Source organism: Chitinophaga eiseniae (assembly GCF_012641265.1).
Classification (GTDB): domain Bacteria; phylum Bacteroidota; class Bacteroidia; order Chitinophagales; family Chitinophagaceae; genus Chitinophaga; species Chitinophaga eiseniae_A.
In genome coordinates this window covers 1,052,721-1,075,269 of record NZ_JABAHZ010000001.1, presented here as the reverse complement: position 1 = coordinate 1,075,269, position 22,549 = coordinate 1,052,721, and the positions used below count along the sequence as shown (strand labels likewise).

The 22,549-nt window shown below is 48.0% G+C and carries 15 protein-coding genes; 10 read left to right on the top strand and 5 right to left on the bottom strand.

Annotation, left to right across the window (positions count from 1 at the left end):
• On the top strand, nucleotides 1-1,128 hold the full coding sequence (locus HGH91_RS04205; RefSeq protein ID WP_168737182.1) for a glycosyltransferase family 4 protein: 1,128 nt from the start codon (nucleotides 1-3) through the stop codon (nucleotides 1,126-1,128).
• A 22-nt stretch (nucleotides 1,129-1,150) separates the two neighbouring features.
• The gene (locus HGH91_RS04200) at nucleotides 1,151-1,921 is read left to right on the top strand and encodes a class I SAM-dependent methyltransferase (RefSeq protein ID WP_168737181.1); all 771 of its coding nucleotides are present in this window, start codon (nucleotides 1,151-1,153) and stop codon (nucleotides 1,919-1,921) included.
• 84 nt (nucleotides 1,922-2,005) lie between these two features.
• Here the strand turns inward: HGH91_RS04200 and HGH91_RS04195 are convergent, their stop codons facing one another.
• A complete protein-coding gene (locus tag HGH91_RS04195; protein ID WP_168737180.1) occupies nucleotides 2,006-2,848 on the bottom strand; it encodes a beta-1,6-N-acetylglucosaminyltransferase in 843 nt (280 codons plus the stop codon).
• A gap of 10 nt (nucleotides 2,849-2,858) precedes the next feature.
• Complete coding sequence (locus HGH91_RS04190; protein WP_168737179.1) at nucleotides 2,859-4,199, bottom strand: lipopolysaccharide biosynthesis protein; 1,341 nt, start codon at nucleotides 4,197-4,199, stop codon at nucleotides 2,859-2,861.
• A gap of 332 nt (nucleotides 4,200-4,531) precedes the next feature.
• Here HGH91_RS04190 and HGH91_RS04185 point away from each other — a divergent pair, with 332 nt between their 5' ends.
• On the top strand, nucleotides 4,532-9,016 hold the full coding sequence (locus HGH91_RS04185; protein ID WP_168737178.1) for a PKD domain-containing protein: 4,485 nt from the start codon (nucleotides 4,532-4,534) through the stop codon (nucleotides 9,014-9,016).
• Here HGH91_RS04185 and HGH91_RS04180 read toward each other — a convergent pair.
• A complete protein-coding gene (locus HGH91_RS04180) occupies nucleotides 9,013-9,627 on the bottom strand; it encodes an acyltransferase (RefSeq protein ID WP_168737177.1) in 615 nt (204 codons plus the stop codon). The two genes, HGH91_RS04185 and HGH91_RS04180, sit on opposite strands and share 4 nt — an antisense overlap.
• 2 nt (nucleotides 9,628-9,629) lie before the next feature.
• A complete protein-coding gene (locus HGH91_RS04175) occupies nucleotides 9,630-10,829 on the bottom strand; it encodes a glycosyltransferase (RefSeq protein WP_168737176.1) in 1,200 nt (399 codons plus the stop codon).
• Between the two features lie 165 nt (nucleotides 10,830-10,994).
• Here HGH91_RS04175 and HGH91_RS04170 point away from each other — a divergent pair, with 165 nt between their 5' ends.
• The 4 genes from HGH91_RS04170 to HGH91_RS04155 all read left to right on the top strand — a co-directional run bounded on the left by HGH91_RS04170 (nucleotide 10,995) and on the right by HGH91_RS04155 (nucleotide 14,634).
• Complete coding sequence (locus HGH91_RS04170; RefSeq protein ID WP_168737175.1) at nucleotides 10,995-12,518, top strand: bifunctional GNAT family N-acetyltransferase/carbon-nitrogen hydrolase family protein; 1,524 nt, start codon at nucleotides 10,995-10,997, stop codon at nucleotides 12,516-12,518.
• 119 nt (nucleotides 12,519-12,637) lie between these two features.
• A complete protein-coding gene (locus tag HGH91_RS04165) occupies nucleotides 12,638-13,444 on the top strand; it encodes an FkbM family methyltransferase (protein ID WP_168737174.1) in 807 nt (268 codons plus the stop codon).
• Nucleotides 13,445-13,787: 343 nt separating this feature from the next.
• Nucleotides 13,788-14,087 (top strand): MTH1187 family thiamine-binding protein, encoded by a 300-nt coding sequence (locus tag HGH91_RS04160; RefSeq protein ID WP_168737173.1) that lies wholly within the window; start codon nucleotides 13,788-13,790, stop codon nucleotides 14,085-14,087.
• A gap of 43 nt (nucleotides 14,088-14,130) precedes the next feature.
• Entirely contained in the window at nucleotides 14,131-14,634 is a 504-nt protein-coding gene (locus tag HGH91_RS04155; protein WP_168737172.1) for a PH domain-containing protein, read from the top strand.
• Between the two features lie 89 nt (nucleotides 14,635-14,723).
• Here the strand turns inward: HGH91_RS04155 and HGH91_RS04150 are convergent, their stop codons facing one another.
• A complete protein-coding gene (locus HGH91_RS04150) occupies nucleotides 14,724-15,962 on the bottom strand; it encodes a nucleoside recognition domain-containing protein (protein WP_168737171.1) in 1,239 nt (412 codons plus the stop codon).
• 66 nt (nucleotides 15,963-16,028) lie between these two features.
• Here HGH91_RS04150 and ychF point away from each other — a divergent pair, with 66 nt between their 5' ends.
• From ychF to HGH91_RS04135, 3 genes are all read left to right on the top strand, one after another.
• Nucleotides 16,029-17,132 (top strand): redox-regulated ATPase YchF, encoded by a 1,104-nt coding sequence (ychF, locus tag HGH91_RS04145; protein ID WP_168737170.1) that lies wholly within the window; start codon nucleotides 16,029-16,031, stop codon nucleotides 17,130-17,132.
• Between the two features lie 211 nt (nucleotides 17,133-17,343).
• Nucleotides 17,344-20,673, top strand: a complete 3,330-nt coding sequence (locus HGH91_RS04140) for a HEAT repeat domain-containing protein (protein ID WP_168737169.1) — start codon at nucleotides 17,344-17,346, stop codon at nucleotides 20,671-20,673.
• Nucleotides 20,674-20,688: 15 nt separating this feature from the next.
• Nucleotides 20,689-22,329, top strand: a complete 1,641-nt coding sequence (locus tag HGH91_RS04135; RefSeq protein WP_168737168.1) for an SWIM zinc finger family protein — start codon at nucleotides 20,689-20,691, stop codon at nucleotides 22,327-22,329.
• Nucleotides 22,330-22,549 lie beyond the last annotated feature (220 nt).

Below are 22,549 nucleotides of genomic sequence, written 5' to 3'. Positions count from 1 at the left end.
ATGGGAAAAGTAAATGGCAAGATACGTGTACTGGAAACCATCCGTCAGGGTAAGATTGGCGGTGGCGAGAGCCACGTACTGGACCTGGTGGCAACGCTGGACCGCGATTTATTTGAGCCGGTAGTACTTTCTTTTACAGAAGGGCCGATGATCACCGCGTTGAAACAAATGAATGTACCAGCCTATGTGATTGGCAGTGAAAAAGCATTTGACATAGGGGTGTGGAGAAGGGTAAAGAGCTTTATACAGCAGCAACAGATCGATGTGGTACATGTGCACGGCACCCGTGCGAACTCCAATGTGTTGTGGGCCGCACGTAGCCTGGGATTGCCGGTGGTATACACGATTCACGGCTGGTCGTTTCACGAAGGCCTGCATCCGCTGACCAAGCGCCTGCGTATTGCGGCAGAAAAATTTATTACCCGTAAAACACAGGTGAATATCTGTGTGTCTGAATCCAATCGTCAAACGGGTATCAAGGCATTCAAGCGCTTTGCCGGGGTAGTGATACGGAATGGCGTAAGCCTGCGGAAGTTTAACCCTGGAGGTACTTACCCGGATCTGCGGGCTGAGTATGGGATACCAGCGGATAAGCTGCTGATTTGTTTTATTGCCCGGATGACTTACCAGAAAGATCCGGTAACGATGATCAAAGGGTTTGCGGCGGCATTGCAACAGGTACCGCAACTGCAGTTGCTCATGATTGGCGATGGGGAGCTGATGCCGGCAGCGGTAGCTGCTGCCCGTGAAGCAGGGGTGGAACAGCAGGTGATCTTTGCCGGCTACCGCCAGGACATACCAGCAGTGCTCCATGCCGCTGATATTTACTGCCTGCCATCGCTTTGGGAAGGATTCCCTATTGGGGTACTCGAAGCAATGGCCATGGGAAAAGCAGTGATAGCCAGCGATGTGGATGGCACCAAAGAAGCGGTGAAAGATGGCGAAAATGGCCTGCTGATACCCGCGGAAAATGTGCCTGCGTTAGCAGACGCTATTGTAAAAGTAGCCACAGATGAACGTTTGCGCCATCAGTTGCAGCAAAACGCAAAAATTGAAATTGCTACGCACTTCAACGTAGCTGGTATGACCGAAAAAATAGCAGCTGTGTACCAGCAGCTCTGTAAATAATAACACACTTATCAATTTTGATATGACAAAGACCGCAATCACCTACGAATACGACCGGATTACTGATATAAAACGCCTCAATTTTATAACAGATAGTCTGAAGAAAAACATTCCCGACGGAGGCCGTGTGCTGGACGTAGGATGTGGTAACGGCGTGATCAGCCGCCACCTCGGACAGTTTGGTTATGAAGTATTGGGAATAGATATCAGTGAAAAAACCATTGCTGTGGCCAATGCGCGGAATACTTATCCCAATGTGAAGTTTGCGGCTATCAGCGCAGAGGCGCTCACCGCACAAGGGGAAACATATGATGCGGTGATCTGCAGCGAAGTGCTGGAGCACCTGGATCAACCTGAGCTGTTACTGCAAACCATCCACGATTCCCTGAAGGATGATGGACTGCTGATCGTAACCGTTCCCAATGGACAAGGGCCAAGAGAGTTATGTGTTACCCGGCCTATGCTGAAGGCACGCAACAACCCGGCATTATGGAAAAATATTAATAAGGTAAAACACGCACTGGGCTTCAAAGGCACTACTGCCCAATCACAGGCCGATAACCTGGATCACGTGCAATTCTTTACGGTGAAGGATTTGCAGAAGCTGGCCGCTGCGAGCGATTTCAAAATAGTACGCTTTGCCAAAACCAATTTTGTGGAAGACGTATTCCCGTTTTCACTGATCACCAAGCGGGTGAAGTTCCTGCAATCATTGGATTGCCAGGTGGCAGAAATACTGCCTTACAACTTTACCGGTGGCTTTAATACTTTGTGGAGAAAGAATACTCGATAATAAATAATATACGCAACGAGTGTAAAAAAAGAAACCGTCTCTGCGGAAGCGACGGTTTTCTTTTTTTATAATACTTTCACCCGGCTAGCGCTGCGTTGCCAGGTCAATCCGGTCCAGCAGTTCCGGGGTTTTGTCCATATCAAACTTACGTGCCAGCAGTTGCCCCGACTGCAATATCTTATCCAGATCCTGTATGGTAAACGTTTTGGGATGGGCATGTCCTTCCGACCAATCTATATACCGCATGTAACTATTCCGGACAGTATCTTTAAATGGACTGTTCATAATGAGTGTCTGGAAAATAAATTCATCTCCCCCCCAGGTATATTTATAAAAACGTTCCAGCCTGGGATGATCCTTTACATATTGGGCGCACCATAGCGCGCATTCCTGTGTAAGGCTCCACCAGAGCGAGCCGCCATATACCTTGAGATTAAACGGGTGGCGCCGGGCCGGTAATATTTTGTTGAGCAGGGAAGCCATCCGGTACTTGCCAGGAAAACGGAGATCCTCAAAATAATAGGCGGTGATTTTAGTCATCATCGGTTGGAGTGCTTCCGGTGGAAGCAGGTCCAGGAACTGTTGCCCCGGATTGCTGGCGAAGAAATGATACAGCACGTCAATGTCTGCCAAAGGATAATCCTGTGCACTGATCAGGTGGATAAAGCCGTATTGCCTGCCGGTGGCACCAATGTGTTCAATGCCATTAAGTGCCGCCCGGATGGTGCCGTAACCGGCCCAGGTAACGTTGGCTCTTTTGGTGATAAAACTGACCTGAGGGAAATGTAAAGCATCCTGCCATTCCCGTATATCTGCTTTCGCATCGAGATGAATATAGCAATCAACCGCCGGATGCTGCAGCCGGCCGAGCAGGCGGCATAACTGCTGAGGATTCCTATGACTCAGGATAATAAAAGCTATCCTCATAAATGGTTAGTTATTTATACTGTAAGCGGAAGAGTTTTAATTTCGACAAAAGTATCTTGCATTCATTCCAACCATAAAGCCATACATCTTTCAACTTCACATCTGGAAGATAACGGTGAAGGAAATAATAACCGAATACTACCGCAAACACCAGGTTAAGGGAAGAGGCAATCGCCACAGAGCGAATATCGGTAAATAGCAACACCAGTAATATATCCAGAACAATATTTATAATTAGTTTCAACAGGTTTTTATAAAAATTTACGCCTGGTTGGTTGATCATGTCCAGGGTAACGCTGATGAAACGGTCAATCGGGTAGAGAATGCCCGACAGCAGGAATATTCTCACGATATCGGTAGCCGGCAAATAGGCCTTGGCAGCCAGTATCATAATCAATGGTTTGGTAAATATCAATAGCCCTATGATAAAGGGTAGAATGATGATCGTAATGGTGCCGGTATAACGGCAAAATGCTCGGGATACTTCCTTCCAGTCGTTCCGGTTGGCCGCAGAAGAAATAGTTGGCTGCGAAGTGGCCACAAAACTCCGCAGGATAATTTCAATGAACTCCATAAATTTCTGCGGGATGCTGTACACCGCTACTGCGGCAGGATTGATCATCGTTCTTAATACCAGGTTATCAGAGTAGGTAAGCAGGGAAGAAGTCACCATGCTGCCCACTATCATCCGCCCGTACCGGTAAAGCTGTACGGCATGTGCTTTGGTGCGTACGGCCAGGGTATGCAATTCGGTCCACTTAAAAATCATGCAGTATATGCTGGTTAAAAGCAGCGACAAAGTATATGCATATAATACGTTGTGCAGGTTCACCTGTTTCAGGAGAAACAGGGTGCAGAGCAGCACCAGGAAAGAACCGTTTTGCATCATGCGTATCTGCACAATTTTATCAAACCGGTGTGCGGCCTGTAGTACCCAGGTCGAGAAGTTGAAGGGCAGTGAAAACAACGTCATAATACCCAGCCATCCCAGGAAAAAATGCCAGGTGTCGCTGAACCAGCGGTAGCCGGCAGCATATACGATAAAGGAGGCGACAATAAAGATAAATGTCAGCAGCAGGGAAATATACCAGGCGGCTCCGGTTACCTGGTTGCTGATATCTGCCTCTACACCCGCACTGAATTTAATAATGCCGGATTGCAGTAACGCCGTTCTTATCTGGTCCAGGATGTTGTAGGTAGCGAGAAATAATACCCATTCGCCAAATGCAGGAAGGGATAGCATCCTTACCAGCAATGCGAAAGAAAGTACATTGAAAAACGCCATAATAACATTTCCAAGAAGTGAATGGAAATGCCTGTTACGCATTACTGCCAAAAGTTTAAATGCCATGAACCATTAATTACAATCGTATTGTACTGAGATAATGGTCTTTGTATAGGAAGAGGTCAAAAAATAAGGGGTCTGTGTAGACTAATGACTGCAAAGTTAGGTTTTTTATTGACAAAAAAATCAATCTTTTGCCAGATAGATTTAAAATAAACAAATAAATATAGATATAAATTTTTTATACTTTATTTATTGCCGATATATATGTTATTTTTTTTGATTATATGAAAGAAAAAAAACCTTTCTTTGCAAGGACAAACCCCTGCTTTTGGGAACCTTCAAAGAGAATGACTATGAGGATAGAATTTTAAAACTATTGCAAGCCATATAATTACATGATAAACCATCTTCCCTTGCCCAGGCGCTCGTTTCGCCGCAGCATGTACCGGTTAACTGCCATCCTCCTCCTGGTGTCCTGCATAGGATTCCTGCCTGTTTTGGGCCAGGTACAAACGGCGCGGTCATTTAGTGATCCTACCATGTCTAATATCAAAGGCTTTTATGAGTACCTGCCTGCTGGTTATACCCGGGGTGGTGGTAAGAAGTATCCCCTCATTATGTTCTTTCATGGCGTAGGTGAACTTGCCACTAATTCGCCCTTATCAGGTGTATTGAGAAATGGTTTGCCGAAGGTGATCAACGATGGCAGATTTCCTACCAGTTTCACTGTAAATGGTCAGCAGTATTCATTTATCGTGATTTCCCCCCAGTTTAATACCTGGCCCGGTTCAGGAGATGTAACACTGTTTAAAAACTACCTGCTTTCAAAATATGATATCGATACCAACCGCATTTATCTTACCGGCTTAAGCATGGGAGGAGGGCTCACCTGGGGAGCGCTTTGTGAAGATAAAACTAAAGCAGCGGCATTTGCAGCCGCTGTAGAGGTATGCGGTATGTATCCGCCTACCACCACGCTGGCAGCCGTAGTGGCAGGTAATAATACGCCTGTATGGGGGCTGCACAATAACCAGGATCCCACTGTACCTTCTCAGTATTCGATCGACTGGGTGAAAGATATCAATTCCACCGTACCTACTCCCAATCCACTGGCAAGACTCACCCTCTTCCAGGCGGCGTCGCACGATGCCTGGACGCAAGCCTACGACCCGAATTATAAAGAAAATAATAAGAACATCTATGAATGGATGCTGCAATACAGCAAATCCGACACGTCGACCACCACGCCGCCACCCGGCACGGCGAAACGTATTGTAGTACCCATGACCAATACCGCCAACGGAAGAGCGGAAATGTATTACCCCAATGCTATGACTGCATTGAACGTAAACCCGGGAGATACCTTGTGTATACCCGCGGGGGAGTACGAATACCTTCATCTCGGGAACCTGACCGGCACTCCCGATAAACCCATCGTAGTTACTAACTGCGGCGGCCAGGTAAAGCTGGGTGTTCGCAACCAGGGCACTGCGGCGGTGTTCAACTGTCCCACCTGCCGCTTCGTGGAAATCAGCGGTAGCGGTGATAAAAACTACGAATACGGATTCGACCTCAATGGTACCAATATCAACGGTCTCCCTATTTTCGGGATCACCTTTGGCATGGGCGCTTCCGATTTTGACGTACATCACCTGTATATCCACGATGGCAATATCCTCCTTCAGGCCAAAACGCTGCAAACCTGCGCGCAGCCCCAGTATTGGGAAGGTAACTTTGTGATGCAAAACGTGAAAATACATCACCTTAAATGCAGAAATGCCGCAGGGGAAGGCTTCTATATCGGTAACACCCACTATTTCTGGAACGAAGGTACCTGCACCAACATGCGCTCTCACTGGATTGAAAACCTCTGGGTATACGACAACGACCTGGAAAATATCGGGAGCGATGGGATACAGATTGCTATGGCCAAAAACGGTGATAACCGCGTGTTCAACAATCGCCTGGTCAATTATGCGATGTCTAAAAATGCCGCCCAGGGATATGGCATCCTCATTGGTTCCGGTTCGGCATTGAAAGTTTATAATAATAATGTGTCTACCGGGTATATGCCGGCCATCGAGGTGTTCGGCTCCGGTGTCAGCGAAATCTATAACAACATCATTTCAAATATTTACTACGAAGGTATCAACGTAGCGGATAAGATCCCCGATGGTACTACCCCTGATCTGTTTCCTCCACCCACAGCAAACATCTACAACAACACAATTGTCAATACCGATAGCGGGCAAAACGCGATCAAAATATTTGCCTATCAAACCACCATTGGTCACCAGGTATATAATAATTTATTGGTAGAGAAGGGGACGCCCTATGATTATCCATCAAACGGTATGTATATCAAAGGCGCTCAACCAATCAAACTGCAGTTCGGCAACAACATTTGTTATACGGACATGACCACTGCCAATTTTGTAAATGGCGCTGCCGGCGACTATCACCTGTTACCCGCATCCACGGCGGTAAATACGGGAAGAGATATGTCTGATTTCAACCTGAAAACAGACTACGATAATACCATACGCCCGCAGGGCGGGAAATACGACGTGGGGGCCTTCGAATTGAAAAATGGCACCACGGCGCCTCCGGTTGCCAATGCCGGAAGCGATATTACCATCACCTTGCCCGTGAACTATGCTACGCTCGATGGCGCTGCATCTACCGCGGCATCAGGCAATACGCTTACCGGGTATGCCTGGAAGAAGTTAAGCGGCCCTACTGGCGGAGCCCCCGTGACGCCAGCTGCCGTTAAAACAAATATTACAGGCCTGCTGACAGGAATCTACGTATATACGTTGACGGTAACCGATAACAAAGGGTTGACCAGCACCGATACCATCAATGTAAAAGTGAATCCTGCGGCCAACAAACCACCGGTAGCTAATGCAGGCGCCAATATCCAGGTACAACTGCCGGTCAGCACTACCGCGCTTGATGGCAGCGCCTCTACGGACGCCGACGGGCAAATTACCACCTGGCTGTGGGAAAAAACCGCCGGTCCTGCCGGTGGCGACCTCGCTACTCCCGGTGCGTCAAAAACGAATGTGAGTAATTTACACGCAGGTACTTATACATACCGGCTGACAGTAACGGATAACAGCGGCGCTACTAACTCCGCTACCGTAACAGTAACTGTGTTGGCAGCTCCGCTTAATAAACCGCCGGTAGCTAATGCCGGTACCAATATCCAGGTACAGCTACCACTCAATACCGCCGCCCTCGATGGCAGCGCCTCCACGGACGCCGACGGGCAAATCACCACCTGGCTCTGGGAGAAAACCTCCGGTCCTGCTGGTGGGGACCTGGCTACACCGGGTGCGTCCAAAACAAATGTGAGCAATTTACAAGAAGGTACTTATACTTACCGGCTGACCGTAACAGATAACAATGGCGCTACCAACGCGGCTACGGTAACGGTTACTGTGTTGGGCGCAACAGTTAACAAGCCGCCGGTAGCCAATGCCGGTACCAATATCCAGGTACAGCTACCACTCAATACCGCCGCCCTCGATGGCAGCGCCTCCACGGACGCCGACGGGCAAATCACCACCTGGCTCTGGGAGAAAACCTCCGGTCCTGCTGGTGGGGACCTGGCTACACCGGGTGCGTCCAAAACAAATGTGAGCAATTTACATGAAGGTACTTATACTTACCGGCTGACCGTAACAGATAACAATGGCGCTACCAACGCGGCTACGGTAACGGTTACTGTATTGGGTGCAATAGTTAATAAACCGCCGGTAGCTAATGCTGGTACCAATATCCAGGTACAGCTACCACTCAATACCGCTGCCCTCGATGGCAGCGCGTCCACAGATGCCGACGGACAAATTACCACCTGGTTATGGGAAAAGACCGCGGGTCCTGTGGGTGGTGACCTGGTAACATCGAATGCGTCTAAAACAAATGTGAGCAACTTACAGGAAGGTACTTATACTTACCGGCTGACAGTAACAGATAATGGCGGCGCCAGTGCTACAGCCACGGTAACAATTACCGTACTGGCCGAAATACCCAACAAACCACCTGTTGCCAATGCTGGTACCAATATCCAGGTACAGTTGCCAATCAATACTGCCGCCCTCGACGGCAGTGCTTCTACCGATGCCGACGGGCAAATCACTACCTGGCTATGGGAGAAAACCGGCGGCCCTGCCGGTGGCGACCTGGCCACACCAAATGCAGCCAAAACAAGTGTGAGCAACTTACAGGCAGGTACGTATACTTACCGCCTCACCGTAACCGATAATAAAGGTGCCAGCGGTACCGCCACGGTAAATGTGGTAGTAGCGGCTATACCCAATAAATCACCTGTTGCTGTTACCCAGGGAGATAGAAGCATAGAACTGCCCATGGACGCATTGATTGCTGATGGAAGTGCCTCCTACGATCCCGATGGCAACATCGTAAAATATGAATGGTCACAGGTAAATGGTCCGGTAGCAGCGCATATACAAAGTCCCAATACTGCCCAAACCCTGATCAGGGTGACTGAAGGAGGAGAGTACCAGTTCCGTCTTACGGTAACAGATGATAAAGGAGCTACCGGCACAACCCTGTTTTCATTAACAGTAACTGGTAATAATGACGGACACCAGGAAAACAAGGTACAGCTGTACCCGAATCCGGCGACGCAGTATGTGCGGTTGCAAATTACCCGTAGGGGCGAGGCGCCGCTGCAGGTGAGGATTTTCGATCTGAATGGCCGTATGCAAAGTCAAACCCGGTTTACTACGCCTGGTGCTTTCCTTGCTGAAATAAACATCAGTAACCTGGCCAACGGCTACTATACGGTGGATGTAAAAGCAGAAGACGGTAGCTTTAACTGGAAAGGCCGCTTTGTGAAAGTAAACAACTAAATTTTTTCCCAGGTACCACTGGATGGTTGATATTGCCGGATGGGGCGGGCAGGGTTACCCGCCACTATCGTATAAGGGGGAACGTTTTTGGTGACCACGCTGCCTCCCGCCACTACGGAATGACGGCCGATAGTAACTCCTGCGGTAATAACACTGTTGGCGCCAATCCAGCAGTCGGCCTCCACCACGATCTCGCCTGTGCTGCAGGGTTGCTGCGCAATAGGTACATCAGGATCTGTATAGCCATGGTTTAAGCCGGATAATACGATGTTCTGCGCCAATATAACATTGTCGCCTATACGTACCGGTCCTATCAGTACGTTGCCGATACCTACCCGTACATGGTGCCCAATAATAACGGCGCCCATACCATTATTAACGGTAGCAAAATCTTCGATGGTGGAATAGTCGCCCAGCGTGAAAGTGTTGAAAGGCAATACATCCATCCGGGTGCGCCGCCTGATCAGGGACCCTTTACCTTTCTTATGCATAAAAGGATTCACAAATAGCCTTACCCACGCACGTGGACGGGCCTGGTGTCTGGGCATCAGGAGGTACAATGCCAGTTTCTTGAGACCGGGGCTCTGTTTCAGTTTTTCTTTTATGCTCATAATTAATTGCCGCTGGTAGATAATATGGCCTGGTAAATGGCCGCAACCGAATTTTCCCAGGTATGGGTACCTGCAAAGTGTATGCGCGCTGCCGCCATGTCGGCATTGTTTTCTCTCAAAGCCTTTTCAATCAGCAACGTATATTCGTCCGGGTGAGTAGCCAGGTACACATAGTCCCTGAATAGTTCCATCGTTTTAGTGGCGGTAGCCACCACCGGTTTGCCCATCGCCAGGTATTCATCGATCTTTAATGGATAGTTGCCTACGGTCACTTCATTCACCACCTGCGGGTTCAGGCAAACATCGAATGCCTGTATATACGCAGGCAGCTGGGAAATGTCTTTACTGCCGGTGAAATGAACGTTGGGAAGTTGGTGCAGGGAAGAGGCTTTAAAGTCGTCGTCCTCGGGGCCTACCAATACCAGCTGCCACTGTGGCCGGTCTTTCGCTATTTTCTCCAGCACGGATATATCCAGGCGCAGCGATTTTAATGCACCCACATACCCGATGAGCGGGCCCTGACCGGTTGGAATATCATCCGGCACGGGGTGACCACCGGCGCGGAATAACTCCAGGTTGCATCCCTGGCCCACATAATAGCTATGAGGATTGTATTGTTGAAGCATTTCAGCCAGGTAGAGAGAATTGGCTACCGCCGCATCCGCCTTGGCAATATGTTGCGGCTCCAGCTGCAGGCCATGCTTCTTCCAGTAGGGTACGCCCAGCAGGTAGTCCCTGCTATAGTATACATAACTGGCGGGTTGCAGCATTTCTTTCAGGTAAAATCCCCGGAAGATGTCGTTATCATTAAACAGGATGACATCCTTGAAATTCATTTCCTGTATCGCTTCCCGGATGCTGTCGGCAAACTTTCTGTTGTTCCGTTTGTTAAACCACGAGAAGAGCGGCGTAAAAGGCAACCAGTTGATGGATTCCAGCACAGCGGATGGATAATGGTTCCATAAGTTGTCGCTGATCTGCACCGTTGCCGGTACTTTTTTATCCCGGGCGTCCAGGGTATATTGTACGTGAGGGTCGTCTTTCCCGTGCATAATAGTGCGCCGGTCCAGCGGGGAGTTGATATACAATACCCGGTTATGACGGGCAAATTCACGGGCAATACTTTTACAGTTGCTGCCAATTGAAGTATACCATTGCTGCAATCCGATAATGACGATATCTCTGTTTTCTATTAAAGGCACAGTAGTAAGAAGGGTATCGGTTAATGAAATAATTGTGCAGGCTTGCCACCGGGGTATGGTTAAATTATTTGAACCGTTGATTGATGATACAAAAGTAAACGAAAATTTCTATATTATTGAAAGGTACACCGGGAATACCCCAATTTATGAACAGAAACTTACGCTATGTCAGAAACAGTTGAAGTCAGAAATTTAACAGTAGCCGATTACATGGACCTGAAAGAATCGATGGTGTCTGCCTATGCAGATATGGTTGGCAGCTATTGGCGGGAACCTACCATACAGCGATTGATCAAGCTCTTTCCGGAAGGACAGATTGCCGTGGCGGTAAACGGAAAGGTAGTGGGCTGTGCATTATCTATTATTGTAGACTATGATAAGTTCGGGGACAACCATACCTACGAACAGATTACCGGCTATTATACCTTTAGTACCCATAACCCCAAAGGGGATACGCTTTATGGGATAGAGGTATTTGTACACCCCGACTTCCGGGGGAAAAGGCTGGCCCGCCGCCTGTACGATGTCCGTAAAAGTTTGTGTGAACAGCTAAACCTGGAAGGGATTGTGGCCGGAGGCCGCATTCCCAATTACGAGAAGTACGCAGATCATTTGTCGCCCAGGGAGTATATAGAGAAGGTACAGGACCGGGAAATTTATGATCCCACGCTGACTTTCCAGTTTGCCAACGACTTCACCGTGAAGAAGATATTAAAAAATTACCTGCCCAACGATGAGGCCTCCAAAGGATTTGCCACCCTTTTACAATGGTTTAATATTTATTATGAGAAGGACCAGGATACCATCCGGTATAATAAATCGACCGTCCGCATAGGACTGGTACAATGGCAGATGCGCGATTATGGTAACCTGGACGGCTTCCTGCAGCAGGTGGAGTATTTTATTGATGCCGTGAGCGACTACGGATCTGATTTCGTGGTGTTTCCCGAGTTGTTTAACTCCCCCCTGATGAAGGAATTTAACCAGATGGATCCTGCCGGCGCTATCCGCGGGGTGGCCAAGTACACCGAGCAGCTGCGGGAGAAGTTCCAGGAGCATGCGGTGGCCTATAATGTAAATATCATTTCAGGGAGTATGCCCATTGTGATCGACGAGGTGTTGTACAACATCTCTTATCTCTGTCGCCGCGATGGTACCTACGACCAGTATATTAAGATCCATCCTACACCCGGGGAGGTAGCTGCCTGGGGGATCAAGGGAGGAAGCGAAATTAAGGTGTTCGACACCGATTGCGGAAGGGTGGGAATCCAGATCTGTTATGATGTGGAGTTCCCGGAGCCGTCCCGTATCCTGGCCGAGCAGGGAATGCAGATCCTGTTTGTGCCTTTTTTGACAGATACCCAGCATGCCTACAACCGGGTAAGGTTCTGTGCCCAGGCCAGGGCAGTGGAAAATGAGTGTTATGTGGCGATAGCCGGGTGTGTGGGCAATCTTCCGAAAGTCAATAATATGGACTTACAATATGCCCAGTCCTGCGTATTTACGCCCTCCGATTTCGACTTCCCGGTAACCGGTATCAAGGCAGAGTCGACCCCTAATACCGAGATGGTGGTGATCGCAGATGTGGATCTTGTATTGTTGAAGGAATTACATGCCTTCGGAAGTGTACAAACTAAAAAGGATATACGAAAAGACTTGTATGAAGTCAACTATAAGAGGGTGAAATAGATAGTGATAAGGGAATTTTATAGGTTGTTAATAATCTTAATTTGAGCGGCAGGAGCTTTTACCACACTGCTTCCCGCTTACATTCCTAAGATTTATTTTAACCGGAAAACCCAACTATCATGAAAGATCACGCCTATTATCCCTCCTGGAGGAACTTATCTAAATACGGGCAATACCTGTCGTATTTTGGTGAGTACATTCGTTACAACGATTGGAATTCGTTGGCCGCTTCCCTTAAACTGGTGCTCTTTAATAAACCACCTGGAAAAACCTGGCAGGCTACCTCCGCTATGGGACGTTTCAGGATCCGCAAAGGCACCACCGATTTTCAATTTATCAACTACGCCTATGAACGACGCGTACGTAACTACCTGAAAGAGCAGGTAGATGCAAAGGCTATTGGTAGTTTCATTGACATCGGCGCCTGTATCGGGGAATACGATGTATGGCTGGCAGGTCAAGGCGTTCCCTGCATCGCTTTTGAACCAGTTAACTACAAAGCGGTGGAGGAAAACCTCCGGCTCAACCAGTTGGAAGACAAGGTAAAGTTGTATGCCGCAGGACTGGGTAGCCGGCGGGAGAAGGTCAATTTTGTGGTGATGGGAACGGTCACCGGGTCGAGTCACATGGACCGCGACCATAAGGACGGGGGTAATATCCCTATTGAAAGGCTGGATGATTTGGTACCTCAACTGGGGCTAAACCTCCGGGGACGCATTATTGTGAAGCTCGATGTGGAAGGAATGGAAACCGAAGTGCTGGAAGGCGCCAGGAATTTTATCCGGGATACCTCAGATCTTCGTATTATTTTTGAACGCTACGAGGGGGACAATACTGTAAACGATAAACTCAGTTCAATGGCTGATTTTGAATTCACCCGGATTGATCAGTATAATTACCTGGCCACCAAAAAGGCAACAGCATAGTTACCCATAGCAGGAGAGAAGAAATGTATATCAAAGCAATTTCTGTACTGAAAAACCTATTTATTATTTAAAATATAAATACATTAAAATTGATATACATAACTGCATTTTAAGTAAATCCGCGAAGAAGGAATTGAAAAGTGAATGGAGTATAATAAATTGATTAATAAAGTTTTATGATATTTATATATATTGTTACTTTAGATGAAAAAATCGGATGGACCGATAATAAATGATGATTAATAAAAAGATGCGACAAAAGAGAGATGTTTTGTTTGAAGAAATAGTTTATGTAAACGTAATTATTTATATATAATTCAATTAATTAGATAAATTTAAAAAGATGAATAACAAGATCAATTTAGCGCTGCAAATCATTCCTTCGGTGCCTTCTGAGCAGGTTTATGCGGTAGTTGATGAGGCTATTGCGGTGATCAAAGACTCAGGTGTCAAATATAGGGTGTGTCCTTTTGAAACGGTGATGGAAGGTACCTATGATGAGCTCATGGAAGTGGTGCGTAAAGCCCAGGAAGTTTGCTTTAAAGCAGGTGCGTCTCAATTGCTGGTGTATGTAAAAATGCAGATAAGAAAAGACAAGGATGTTACCATGGAAGAAAAAACCGGTAAGTATGATAGCATATAACTAAATTTCTTTATCTTACCAGGCAATTAAAGGATAGGAACTTATGCGATATGCCGCCCGGTTGGACGATAACTCAAAACTTGTCACACACCTGATCATTATCATTTCATTGGTCTTTTTATTCCGGCAAATCACCGACATCTCACGGGATACGCTCAGTACCACAGTGATGTTGTTTATCCTGGTACCTGTAATCGTTATTGCCTGGTGTTTGAGTCCGCGGTATTATACGATCACTGCTACGACCATCCTTATCCGGCGGCCGTTGTTGAGCATCACCATTCACCTGGAGGATGTGGTTAGGTTGAGGAGCATTACAGAAGAAGACCTGGGAAGCAGTTCCCGCCTGTTGAATATAGGAGGCGTATTCGGGTACCTGGGTACCTATCGCTCCAGCGAAATAGGGAAGTACCAGCGTTGGTGTACTAACCGGGAAGACCTGGTGCTCATTGAATCTGATAACCAGAAATGGTTGATCAGCCCTGCCGGGGCCGACGATTTTGTAAGAAGGGTAAACCAGTTGATTAACATACCTGATCAGCCATAATAACAGTATAATATTAAAGAGAGAAGGGACAATAAGTGCAGCTTATGCCGCATTTATTGTCCCTTCTCTCTTTATAATATTATATATACTTACGCGGTATGAAAAAACAGGTACCCCAGCAGGATGGCACAGAGCATTCCAAAAAAGTCGGCAATCAGGCCCGCCGCCAGTGCATACCGGGTCTGCTTTACATTCACAGAGCCAAAGTATACCGCCAGTACGTAAAATGTAGTTTCGGTAGTGCCCTGGATAATGCTGGCCAGCTTGCCCACAAATGAATCTACCCCATGGGTTTTCAGGATATCCACCATCAGGGCCCTGGCGCCACCGCCACTCAGCGGCTTCATAAAGGCTACCGGCAGTGCTGGTACGAAATCGGTATTAAGTCCCAGCCAGGCGAAGAACAAGCCAATACCATGGGTGATATAGTCCAGGCAACCCGTAGTGCGAAACACGCTAATGGCCACCAGCATACCTACCAGGTAGGGAATAATCCGGACAGATACCTGGAATCCTTCTTTAGCCCCCTCTATAAAAGCATCATATACATTTATTTTTTTTACCATACCCGCCACCAGGAAAGTAATCACAATAGTAAAGATGATAGCACCACCCAAAGAAGCGGTCTTGGGGCCTATTTCAGCAGGAGGCAGGCTTTGCACCCAAAAGTAAAGTCCTGTCATAATACCGGCAAACAACAACAGGAAGACCAGCACCGGTAACTTGAACAGGTTGATTTTCTGGAAGATGGAAACGGTAAACATTCCCATGATAAATGCGATAAAGGTAGAGATCAGGGTAGGGATAAAGATGTCGGCCGGGTTGGCGGCCCCCGCTGCCAGTCGTAACGCGATCACCGAGGTAGGAATCAGCACCACGCCCGCCGTATTCAGTACCAGGAACATAATCTGGGGGTTGCTGGCCTCCTCTGGTCTTGGATTGATTTCCTGCAGTTCTTTCATGGCTTTCAGGCCCATAGGCGTGGCGGCGTTATCGAGGCCCAGCATGGTAGCGGAAAAGTTCATCATCATCGATCCCATAGCCGGATGGCCTTTGGGAACGTCAGGGAATAGTTTGGAGAAGAAAGGGTTTACCAGGCGGGAAAAACGGTTGATCATGCCGGCTACTTCCCCTATGCGCATGATACCCAGCCATAAAGTCATAATACCTGCCAGCCCCAGCGAAATCTCTGCGCCGGTTTTAGCGCTGGAAAACATCCCGTTCATGATCTCCCCGAAGATGGAAGCGTCGTGCAAAACTACCGACTTGAAAACTGCTACAACAAATGCAATAAGAAAAAATCCCAGCCATACGTAGTTTAATGCCATTAGATTATTGGTTTATTCATCAACAAATAAACTAAAATAAACCTATCTTTGCGCAAATTTTAAAAAATGGCTTTGCAAGTTGGAATTGTAGGATTGCCGAACGTAGGAAAATCAACTTTATTTAATGCGGTGAGCAACAGCGCTAAAGCGCAGGCCAGCAACTACCGCTTCTGTACTATAGAACCCAACGTAGGTCAGGTAGACGTGCCGGACGTGCGTATGTATAAACTGGAAGAGCTGGTAAAACCTGAAAGGGTAGTACCGACTACGATCGAGTTTGTAGATATTGCCGGCCTGGTAAAAGGCGCCAGCAAGGGCGAAGGACTGGGAAATAAGTTCCTGGCCAACATCCGCGAGGTAGATGCGATCGTACACGTGATCCGCTGCTTCGAAGATGATAACATCCTTCGTGAAGAGGGCGCTATCAACCCCGTGGGAGACAAGGAAATCATTGACACCGAATTACAGCTGAAAGACCTGGAAAGCGTGGAACGTAAAGTAGCCCGCACCGAGAAAATGGCTAAAACCGGTGGAGATCCTAAAGCAAAAGTAGAATTTGAAGTCCTGAAAAGATGCCAGGCACACCTGGAACAGGGCCGTAATATCCGTGAACTGGGACTCAGCAAGGAAGAACGCGTAGCGATCGCCGACCTGTTCCTGCTCACCGAAAAACCAGTACTGTATGTGGCCAACGTAGATGAAGCGTCACTGCATACCGGCAATAAATTTTCTGAAGCGCTGCAGGAAGGCGTAAAAGCAGAGAATGCGAAAGTTATCGTGATGAACAATACCATTGAAGCCCAGATCTCCGAAATGGAAGACCCGGCCGATAAGGAACTGTTCCTCGAAGAATACGGACTGACAGAGCCAGGCCTGAATCGCCTGATCCGCTCTGCTTATGGACTGCTCAACCTGATCACTTACTTTACTGCCGGCGTGCAGGAAGTACGCGCCTGGACCATTCACCAGGGATGGAAAGCTCCGCAGGCGGCCAGCGTTATCCATACCGATTTCGAAAAAGGATTTATCAAAGCAGAAGTAATTGCATACGATGATTATGTGAAATATGGTTCCGAAGCGGCTGCCCGCGACAACGGACGTCTGCGTATTGAAGGAAAAGAATATGTGGTGGCTGACGGTGATGTGATGCACTTCCGCTTCAACGTATAAGATACTTCATGAAAATATCCATGAGGGTTACAACAATCAAACGGGCCGGAGAAATCCGGCCCGTTGTTATGTAAATGCACTAACGCCCACGCATATATCATTTTTTGCCCCCTACATATATTATATTCCCACAAAATTGCCGGTCAACGTTCGGAAATTGTAATTCTTTTGTTAGCTTTAGCCCGTCTATATTTAATGTTAATGTTAGCTCATGCGAATTGTCAGGAACGTAAAACTCTTTTTCCGGGAAGGGAACTCGGATAAGACCTATGAAATTGACCTTTGTGAAGTTGGCCCGGAACAATATATTGTTAACTTCAGATACGGAAAACGTGGTGGTGCCCTGAAAGACGGCACCAAAACTGTAAGTCCCGTAGCACTCGCCGCTGCCACTACCATCTTCGACGCGCTCGAAAAGGAAAAACGAAGCAAAGGTTATTTAGGAGAACAAGAAGCTGTGCAGGATTTGACATTTGTGCCGGTAGATACTACCCAGGTGGCAGATGTAAAACACCGCGCTATATTAAGGCGACTACAGGACGCTGTGGAAGGAAAATCCAGCTATAAAACTACCTGGAGTACTTCCCGTGTGATCTGGAGAGCGGGAGAGGAGAAAATAAGAGAAGCCGTACCCTACCTGGTCAAACTGGTAGAAAAAGGAGATGCCCGTCAACGTTATGCGGCTTTATGGTCGCTGGGCAAAACAGGTGATCCGGCTGCCGGCCCTGTATTGCGCTCCTATGCCGACAATAGCTCCCGCCCGTTGAACATCCGTATGCTGGCGGCCAACGGCCTCCTGCTGGTATTGCCGGCAGAAGAAAGGGCCGCGCTTATACAGGCATATGTACAACGGCTCCCACCTGCTTTTCAAACCGCGGTGACCAATAACAATGGGGAAGAACTTTTCAACCTGCTTACCCAACAGGTAGTGTCTCAGCAGCAACTGAGTTACCCTATGCTGGAAGAACTTTTCGTGATCTCCTGGCAATACCCTGCGGTAAAACAAGTACTGGTGACCCTCTTGTCGCGCATGCCTTTCCGGCCGTCTTTCTTCCAGCACGTCCGCCATATCTTTAAACAGGCGGAGCTGAGGGATGAACATAATATCGTAGGCCTGCTGGCTACCCGCTTTGAAAGGGAAGCACCCATGTTCAACAACCCGGGCAGCAGTACCGACTACGATGGTGAGCCCTATATTCCTACCATCTATATTCCTGAGCTACAGGAATCGATGAAGGCGGACAAAGAACTGAAAAAGCCTACTTCCCGGTTATCTTATTCCAACCGTACCCGCGCTTACCTGCACCGTCGCGTATTGCGTAACCTGCAAACATTGGGCGCCCGCGAAGATGTACAATATGTACGCCTCGCCACCGCCTTATTGCTGCACTACGACGAAAGCAGGGATGCCACCAAAGAATACCAGGTACGGGATTATGCGTATATCAATAACCGTTATACGGCTATTTATATACAGTATCCCGCCAACTCACGCGCGGTATACCTGAACTATATTACCCGCGGAAATGCCACCAATCTCCGTCTGAAACGAGATAACAGGGAATGGGTATTCCAGGAACCGGGTAACAATGGGGCACAAAGTACTGCCAAAAGTACATTGGATGCCAACCCCGATACCCTGAAAAACGGGGATAAAGGCGGTTTGCTGAAAAAGCTGTTTGGCTGGCTGGGTGCTGAAAAACCATCTGTAACACCGGCAGTTCCTAAAGAATACCAGGCCACACCGCCGCCAGCGCCGGCGATTGTAAGCGATGTGCCTTACCTCCATCTCTGGCAACAATTACCGCAGGCTTTTGTACAGCTGCTCATTTCCGGCCGTATGGAAGCCGTGCATATTTTTGCGATGGAGCAACTGAAAGCCCACCCTGAATATGAAAGCCTGAAAGCTAAGATGGATGAAGGCGTTATAGCCGGGCTGCTGGCCAACGCGTTCAGTATTCCTACTATGTACGGACTGGAGCTGGCCAAGGAAAGATATGATCCGGCCAACCCGTCTATACCACTTCTGTTCAGCCTGATCAAAAGCCCGCTGGACCTGGCCCGTGTACAAGGGTTGCAATGGATCAGTGAAAACCAGGCGACATGCTTTGGCAACCTCGACTTCCTCATGCACCTGTTATTCTCGCCCTATAAGGAAGTGCGTGATTTTGTACGTAAGCAATTAACACTGGAATACCTGCCGGGCGACAATCCCCGTATCTTATGTAATATGGCGATTGACGGTTTGCTGGCACTGCAGTCTGCTACCGCCGCTGGCAACGACAACCTCAACGATTCCTGCAGTATACTGGAACAGGTTTGCCGTCAGGCGCTCACGGTTACGGATATAGCTATTATCGAGAAATTACTGGGCAGCCCGGTGCCGGCTTGTCACGCGTTTGCCGCGCGCCTGCTGCTCCTGAAACAAGGGCACTTTAATTACACCGAAGTATCCGACGGCTTAATCCGTGAGTTGCTGGTGAATGCCTTCCAGCCCGTAAGAGCTGCCGGGGTCAATATCCTGCAAGCCCTCGGTACGGCCGAACTGCTGAAAAGACCCGAACTGGTACTATATATTATTACCAGTACGTACACGGACGTACGAAATGGCATACGTCCCCTGATCAGCCAGTTGGTGCAACAAGACCCACGCATGGCCGTTTACCTGGTAAATGAACTGGTGCCCCTGCTGATGCGTAAGGAAACTGCTGAGGGTACACATACAGATATTGCGGCACTGCTCAGCCATGAGCTGGTGAACTATTTACAGGATGTGGATACTGCCACAGCCCTGCGTTTGCTGTATTCGAATTACCGGTCGGCACAGGAATTCGGTATCGTGGTACTGGAAAAGTATATCCCTGCCGAGGCATTGACGTTGAAACAGGTCATTGCTGCCGGTAGCCATGAACTGCTGGCTGTACGCGAATGGTGTTGGCTGTTTTATCACAGAAATGTGGCCCGTATCCGCTATGAAAGAGAAGCGGCCATGGGATTGCTGGATGCCAAATGGGAAGACACCCGCCAGATGGCCATGGAGTTTTTCCGTACCCAGTTTACCGACAAAGACTGGACTCCGGAAACACTCGTATCGGTGGCCGACAGCGTGAGACCTGATATCCAGGCCTTCGGTAAAGAAATGCTGATGCGCTTTTTCCGGGAGGAAGATGGTACCACTTATTTGCTGAAATTAAGCCAGCACCCAAGTGTAAGTATGCAGTTATTTGCCACCAACTACCTGCAAAGCTATGCCGCCGGTAACCTGGATTACCTGCAACAACTGGAACACTACTTCAGGGTAGTGCTGAGCAGGGTCAATAAAGCCCGCGCCGCAAAAGAAAGAATATTTGCATTCCTGGAAGCCGAAGCGCTGAAGTCTGCCGAAGCGGCTGCGTATATTGGCCATATCATTGCTCATATTTCCGCTACCGTGGCGATAGGCGATAAGGCCCGTTGTATCGATATCATGCGTAACATACAACAGCAATACCCGGTAGAATTGCCTATCCAGATGATGCCAACAGCTATCAGAGTATCTTAAAAAAGTAATCCATTTATGTTATTTAACTACAGATATAGTGGTAACTCGCAGGTGTACAGCAATGCCTCTTCCGCAGGCATTTCCTTTGCGCCGGATACCCGTCGTGACCCGACATTCTTCGTAGGAAAGCTGCACAAAAAGATCGCTTTCCGCGAAGCCATATCCGCCCTGCATGATGTGGTGGTGTCTGACCTGCGTTTTAAACCCAAAGATAAAACTGCCTATAAAGAATGGGCTGCCCAGCAGGAGTCGCTCTGGCTGGCAGAATATATGAACGGCTTCGATATGAAAGCCGCCGATGACCGTATTGACACACTCAGAAACCAGCTGCACGATATTTCTGTGGAGCGGGACCGTGTAATGGGCCCTTTCTATAAAGCCCGCAGAACTTACTTCGACTATATATATAAAAAAGACCGTGATGCCTGGTTTGTGCTGGATCCCGTTATCAGTGTACACCCGGATGAAATGTTCTTTGAATGTTTCAGCCAGGATGAATCGACCTATGGGAAACTAAGCGCCAGCTATAATGTATTTAAGGAGGTGAACGAGTTTGAATGTGGCACTACCAACATCGATTACTCCGCCGCTTTGTATGATGAGTTTCAGAAGATACGTGATTATAAAGAAACAGATTTCAAAATTGATCCGGGAGGGTTCCAGGTGCAAACCTCCCAGGAAGAGCTTTACCATGAGGTGAAAATCGACCTGCCGGATAGCTGGGTGAGAGGATTTTTGCAGGTAAGCTCAGCTATGACGTTGCCTGCGGCCACTTTTGACCTGCATCCGATGGATGTATATAACTTCTGTTCCTGGCTCCGCCGGTTTAAAGAAAAGAAAGGACCCCGCTCCATTCGCTTTATACTGGAACCAGGTAAGCCGGTAAGAGCCATTTTTGAACCCTGGAACCAGGAAATCGTATGTGCGAGATCGTTATATACCGGTCCGCAGTCGCGCGAAATCCGCATATGGGGGAGAAGGCGGCTGCTAATACTGGAACGGCTGATTCCCATTGCAAAAAAATTCACGGTGCATTTGACCGGCAACGGCTTACCATCTTTTTATATAGCCGACCTGGGAGATATGCAGTTTACGCTGGGACTGAGCGGATGGACGGCCAATGACTGGTCCCGTGCCGGTCAGTTTGACCTGATGGCGCCCAGGGCCATAGTAGATGACAGCGCCAAACTAAAAGTATTTGCCGACCTCAAAACGAGGTGGATGGCCAAACCGGAAACCATTGCCCATGCAACTGGCCTGGATAAAGCCACAGTGCTGGGTGCGCTGGGTATCTATACCCAGGCAGGCAAAGTGATCTTTGATCTGCATACCGGGTTTTACCGCTTACGGGAACTGAGCCGGGAGCCATTGCCATTGGAAGACCTGCGGTTTTCCAACCCCGAGGAAGCTGCCGCCAACAAACTGGTGCTGGAAAAACGGGTACAGTTCACCGAAAAAGATATCCCGGGAGTGGGGCTGCAATTAACAGGTACTGTGAAAGGATCACATCGTGTATACCATCCCGTTATTACCATTGATGCAGATGAAAGATTGAGCAATGCGCATTGTGATTGCAGCTTTTATGCAAGCAATAAATTATACAAAGGCCCCTGCGAACATATGCTGGGCCTGCGTATCGCGCATGCGCAAAAATAAAAACAGGAAAAAAGTAAGAGAAGATTTTTTGTTTTCCGGAATAATTTTCTAACTTGCTGGCTCATTAATAACAAAGATCTTTGTAAAGAGGAATTGATTGCACTTGCGCCCGAAAAGGGACGAATGATGTTTCGTCATTCAGGTATTTTGACTATACATGCTTCACTAAATGCAATCTTTACTTTGGGAGGGGCCTACCATACGCATATTTCCGGTAGAA

Coding starts and splice junctions, on each gene's coding strand:
- HGH91_RS04205 (WP_168737182.1), top strand. CDS start 1: ATGGGAAAAGTAAATGGCAAGATACGTGTACTGGAAACCATCCGTCAG.
- HGH91_RS04200 (WP_168737181.1), top strand. CDS start 1,151: ATGACAAAGACCGCAATCACCTACGAATACGACCGGATTACTGATATA.
- HGH91_RS04195 (WP_168737180.1), bottom strand. CDS start 2,848: ATGAGGATAGCTTTTATTATCCTGAGTCATAGGAATCCTCAGCAGTTA.
- HGH91_RS04190 (WP_168737179.1), bottom strand. CDS start 4,199: ATGGCATTTAAACTTTTGGCAGTAATGCGTAACAGGCATTTCCATTCA.
- HGH91_RS04185 (WP_168737178.1), top strand. CDS start 4,532: ATGATAAACCATCTTCCCTTGCCCAGGCGCTCGTTTCGCCGCAGCATG.
- HGH91_RS04180 (WP_168737177.1), bottom strand. CDS start 9,627: ATGAGCATAAAAGAAAAACTGAAACAGAGCCCCGGTCTCAAGAAACTG.
- HGH91_RS04170 (WP_168737175.1), top strand. CDS start 10,995: ATGTCAGAAACAGTTGAAGTCAGAAATTTAACAGTAGCCGATTACATG.
- HGH91_RS04165 (WP_168737174.1), top strand. CDS start 12,638: ATGAAAGATCACGCCTATTATCCCTCCTGGAGGAACTTATCTAAATAC.
- HGH91_RS04160 (WP_168737173.1), top strand. CDS start 13,788: ATGAATAACAAGATCAATTTAGCGCTGCAAATCATTCCTTCGGTGCCT.
- HGH91_RS04155 (WP_168737172.1), top strand. CDS start 14,131: ATGCGATATGCCGCCCGGTTGGACGATAACTCAAAACTTGTCACACAC.
- HGH91_RS04150 (WP_168737171.1), bottom strand. CDS start 15,962: ATGGCATTAAACTACGTATGGCTGGGATTTTTTCTTATTGCATTTGTT.
- ychF (WP_168737170.1), top strand. CDS start 16,029: ATGGCTTTGCAAGTTGGAATTGTAGGATTGCCGAACGTAGGAAAATCA.
- HGH91_RS04140 (WP_168737169.1), top strand. CDS start 17,344: ATGCGAATTGTCAGGAACGTAAAACTCTTTTTCCGGGAAGGGAACTCG.
- HGH91_RS04135 (WP_168737168.1), top strand. CDS start 20,689: ATGTTATTTAACTACAGATATAGTGGTAACTCGCAGGTGTACAGCAAT.